Source organism: Mycobacterium sp., from assembly GCF_035314665.1.
Taxonomy (GTDB): Bacteria; Actinomycetota; Actinomycetes; order Mycobacteriales; family Mycobacteriaceae; genus Mycobacterium.
The window spans coordinates 1-3894 of the sequence record NZ_DATFZD010000056.1 but is presented as its reverse complement, the minus strand read 5'-3'; the positions used below and the strand labels follow the sequence as shown (position 1 = coordinate 3894).

The window sequence follows — 3894 nt, the reverse complement described above, 5'->3', positions numbered from 1 at the left end:
GAACTAGAGTTTCGGCCTCCAATTCGATCTCACCCGATGAATCATTGAGTCGTCCAATGAATCAATACCGCATACCGGCAGGTAAGGGCGTCAACTTGCGAACCTGTGTCGCGGCATGCTGGCGGGGCCGAGGCAGTGCGCAGCTATCGAAATTGACCGTGATAGCGTGAAATTCCGCTCCTAACAGCATGTTTCGGGATCGAAGATGCCCTCACGAACCGACCAATGAGTAGGGCGGGGCTGATTTATCTGATGAAACATGCGGCAATTTACCGGTAACCCTGCATATTCGATCTCGCCATAATCGGTCGGTCGCGCGGAAGCGATGGGCTCCAGAACCGCCGAGTGGCCCGATGTCCGATCGTCTTGGTTCGGTGCAGGGGTTAGCTTTGATGTCATCACTCTTGCAGAGTCACCGTCCCGTTTGCTGATGCGTTGAATGTCTGAAGATGAGGCAATGACGGTGTGGCAGTGGCAAGTGGCTGCTGTGTGAGATCGCATCCTAGACCGCAATCGGATCAGCCATGGCAGTTCTGCTGTCAGGCGCCGGGTGCGACGCCGTCCTCGTCCTCGTCCTCGCCAAGTTGTCGCCGTGCTAGACGCACGGGGCGGCGCGGCGGGGTCTGGTCGAAGAAGTGGCCCCACGTGGCGCGGGCGGCGACGAACGCCGCGTCAGCGTCATCGACGTTTTGGGACGCCTGGGTTTGGGCGATGGCCACCAGCGCATCAGCCACACTCAGCGTGCTGACATTGTGGCGTTTCGCGATCTGCACGATCTCGACGAACGCCTGGTTGAGGGTGCAGCCCCGCAGCGCGATAAGGACGCCTTCAGCAGTGTCGAGGATCCGCGCGCCGGCGCGGCGCGGATCGGGCAACCGGTTCGAGATGTTCATTCGCACTCACCTCCTACACACCGTCTACCTGCGAATGCACGTTAGATAACTTATGGCCTGAAATAGATATTTCCTTACGATAATTGGCTGCTCACTCGATGTCACCGTCGCGTTGGTCGTCAGGCAACGGCACCACGATGGCTTGGTCAATCACGTCGAAGGCGTTGGCGTCTGTCTGTAATCGGTTGGCGACGTGCTCGGGGTCTAGCCCCGCATCTTCGTCGGCGAGGGCGGCAGGTTGTTGTTGCTCGACCGCATCGGCGACGGGCACCTCGGCGGCCAGCGGGTTGTCCTCGGGGTTGATCGTCATCGGCTTCCCGTCCTCCTTCCGGCAGTCGGCTCGTTGGATTGCAGTCTGGTGTTCTCGGTCTTGAGCTGGCTGTTGTCGCACTCGAGTTCAGTATTGCGGTGTTCGAGGTTCAAGATTTGCAGGATTCCGGCGATGTTGATACCGGCATCGACGAGCTCGCTGATGCGGGCCAGGCGATCCAGATCGTCGTCGCTGTAGCGGCGGGTGCCGCCGTCGGTGCGCGCCGGAGTGACCAGCCCGCGCCGCTCGTAGAGCCGCAAGGTCTGCGGATCGAAGCCGCTCAACTCCGAGGCCACCGAGATGCCGTACACACCGCGCGCAGACCGCGACACCGGATCGCCAGGCACTGACACCTCCCATTCGCCACAAAATTCTTCTTGCATCAACCTAGCATCAATGATATAAGAAAGCTATGGCAGGTCACACAGATCTGCGAGGACAATTTGGGTTGGAGGTTAGAGATGATGTTGATGCGCACCGATCCGTTTCGCGACCTCGATCGCCTCACCCAGCAGGTGCTGGGCACGGCTGCACGCCCGGCGGTGATGCCGATGGATGCCTGGCGTGACAGTGATCGGTTCATCGTCGAGTTTGACCTGCCCGGGGTAGACGAGGATTCCCTGGACCTCGACGTCGAGCGAAACGTGCTCACCGTGCACGCCAAACGGCCCGAGGTGGATCCCGGCCGGGAGATGGTAGCGGCCGAGCGGCCCCGCGGGGTGTTTAGCCGCCAGCTGTTCTTGGGCGAAAACCTCGACACCGACGCGATCGAAGCCAGCTATGGCGGCGGGGTGTTGCGGCTGACCATCCCCGTCGCCGAGAAAGCCAAACCCCGCCGTATCCAGATCACCAGCGACAACGAGAAGACGGCAATCAACGCCTAACTACCGGGCCGCCCACCTGGCCGGCGGGCCGGGGCGCAGCATCCGCGCAAAAGGGGGTGAGTGAGATGGCAACCGACACCCAGACGGCAACTGTTCTGCTCGATGAGGCGACGGCAATCGTGGAGGCCGAATGGATGCGCCTACAGCAGGAAGAAGAGGACCTCTGGTGTGAGGTCGCCGACCTGTTCGCCGAGATGCCGGCGCCCCGGCCCCGCCCGCGCCGTACCGGGGTCACCATCCAGCGCCCGCGGCCGGGCCAACCGCTAGCCGCCAATCGACGGCGCTGGCCCCCGCGAGGCTGGCCACCACGAAAGATCTGGGCTAGCCAGCGTTCTCCTCCGTGAGATCGGGTGTTTGCCTGAAAGGCACTGTCGGACAAGGGAGGTGATGTCCCCGAGCGATGACTACCAGCAGGCAGCGACTCGCGTGCCGCCCACAGTGATCACATATGTCGCATGACCGCGCCCGACGCAGCACCCCAGAGTGGCTGCGCGCGCACCGCCACTAGCGGTGGCACCTCGCAAATGGGCTGTGCGCGATGTCGTTGCAGCGCCCGGGTGACCCGCCGGTGAATCCCTCACCATCCTGGCGGTCACCCGGGCGTTCCTCCCCAGGGCATCACGGTAGTCGTCACCAGCGCGGCACGACGCCGACGAGGGCACCCGACCGCCCCAGCACAGCGCAGACGTCAAATAGACCATCCCACAGCAGTGACTCCCGGTTCGCCCAGCGTGGCCCGGGAGTCACCGCACCTCATTCCTGGAGGTGACCAGCGATGGTACGCGTCAATCCCGATCCCTACCTGGTGTTGGGCGTGCCGCCAACCGCAACCCAGACCGAGATCACCCACGCCTACCGCACCCACCTGCGCGCCCACCACCCCGACACACGCCCGGCACGATCGGCGCAAACCGCCGACGAACACTTACGCCAGGTGCTGGCCGCCTATACCCTGCTGCGCGACCCCGCCCGCCGGGCCGACTACGACCGCCTAATCGCCCATACCGCCGACACGCAACCGCATAGCCCAGCCGTGCCGACACCACCCGACCATCCCCTCGCAGGCCCAGTCCAGATCCCGATCACCCATCGCCGCGACAACACCCGCATAACTCCCTTCTCACCGCCACCGTTGCGGGCTGGCCCGGTCCGCCACCACCGATAGCCGCGATCGTGCGGAACACCTGGCGAAACGCAGCTGCGCGGCGGCACCTTGCATGCCGGCGCCCTCGACGCCCAGCAAAAGGCCTCGACTCGCTGGCGCTCGGCAACGCAGCCCTGGGCTGCGGCGGAAAAGGGGTCCCTGGCTGTCTCAACACCAGCGGACCAGATTTACGTTGGTGCAGCTCAAGGTCACTGTCGGCAGAACGCGAGGCCGATTCGGGCTATCCGTGGGCCCGACTCGCTGACTCCCGTACGGTGTGTGTCTTGCACTGTGGGCACAGGTAGACACTGGTGATCCGCGTAGCCGGCCGGGCCCGCCATTTGGGTTGCAATCCTTGCCCAGATCATCGCGGCAGCGGCCGGCAGCCACTCCCGCACTGACGCCCCAGCGACGGGCCTGGCGCGCAGTGCGGTGGTTGCGGCGGCGACTGTGTATCAAGCACTCCCTAGTTTGACGGGCTAATCGCTACGAAGCCTGAAGCGTGCTTCAGTAAAAATCCGGTACACCCTTAGCATGTCGGGATTGTTCTCCGTCACAACGACGGTGACCGAGGGATCGACAGGATGAGTCATCACCCGTACTGCTCAAGGAGGCATGACACCGTGAACGGACCACTAGTCGGGGCGCTGATGAGTTGGCGGC

The 3894-nt window shown here is 63.5% G+C and carries 6 protein-coding genes; 3 read left to right on the top strand and 3 right to left on the bottom strand.

The genetic code is table 11. The features are described 5' to 3' along the window. Positions 1 to 539 precede the first annotated feature (539 nt). The 3 genes from VKI00_RS04310 to VKI00_RS04300 form a co-directional block, all read right to left on the bottom strand. Positions 540 to 893 (bottom strand): ANTAR domain-containing protein, encoded by a 354-nt coding sequence (locus VKI00_RS04310; protein WP_324435688.1) that lies wholly within the window; start codon positions 891 to 893, stop codon positions 540 to 542. 91 nt (positions 894 to 984) lie between these two features. Further along, positions 985 to 1203, bottom strand: coding sequence for a hypothetical protein (locus tag VKI00_RS04305; RefSeq protein WP_324435686.1), 219 nt, complete (start codon positions 1201 to 1203; stop codon positions 985 to 987). Further along, the gene (locus tag VKI00_RS04300; RefSeq protein WP_324435689.1) at positions 1200 to 1550 is read right to left on the bottom strand and encodes a helix-turn-helix transcriptional regulator; all 351 of its coding nucleotides are present in this window, start codon (positions 1548 to 1550) and stop codon (positions 1200 to 1202) included. The genes VKI00_RS04305 and VKI00_RS04300 overlap by 4 nt, the downstream gene beginning before the upstream one ends. A 114-nt stretch (positions 1551 to 1664) precedes the next feature. Between VKI00_RS04300 and VKI00_RS04295 the strand changes: the two genes are divergently transcribed. From VKI00_RS04295 to VKI00_RS04285, 3 genes are all read left to right on the top strand, one after another. Then, positions 1665 to 2087: an HSP20 family small heat-shock protein gene (locus VKI00_RS04295; RefSeq protein ID WP_324435684.1), complete on the top strand. Its 423-nt coding sequence runs from the start codon at positions 1665 to 1667 to the stop codon at positions 2085 to 2087. Between the two features lie 65 nt (positions 2088 to 2152). Next, the gene (locus VKI00_RS04290; protein ID WP_324435682.1) at positions 2153 to 2431 is read left to right on the top strand and encodes a hypothetical protein; all 279 of its coding nucleotides are present in this window, start codon (positions 2153 to 2155) and stop codon (positions 2429 to 2431) included. Between the two features lie 431 nt (positions 2432 to 2862). Continuing rightward, entirely contained in the window at positions 2863 to 3252 is a 390-nt protein-coding gene (locus VKI00_RS04285; protein ID WP_324435680.1) for a J domain-containing protein, read from the top strand. Positions 3253 to 3894 lie beyond the last annotated feature (642 nt).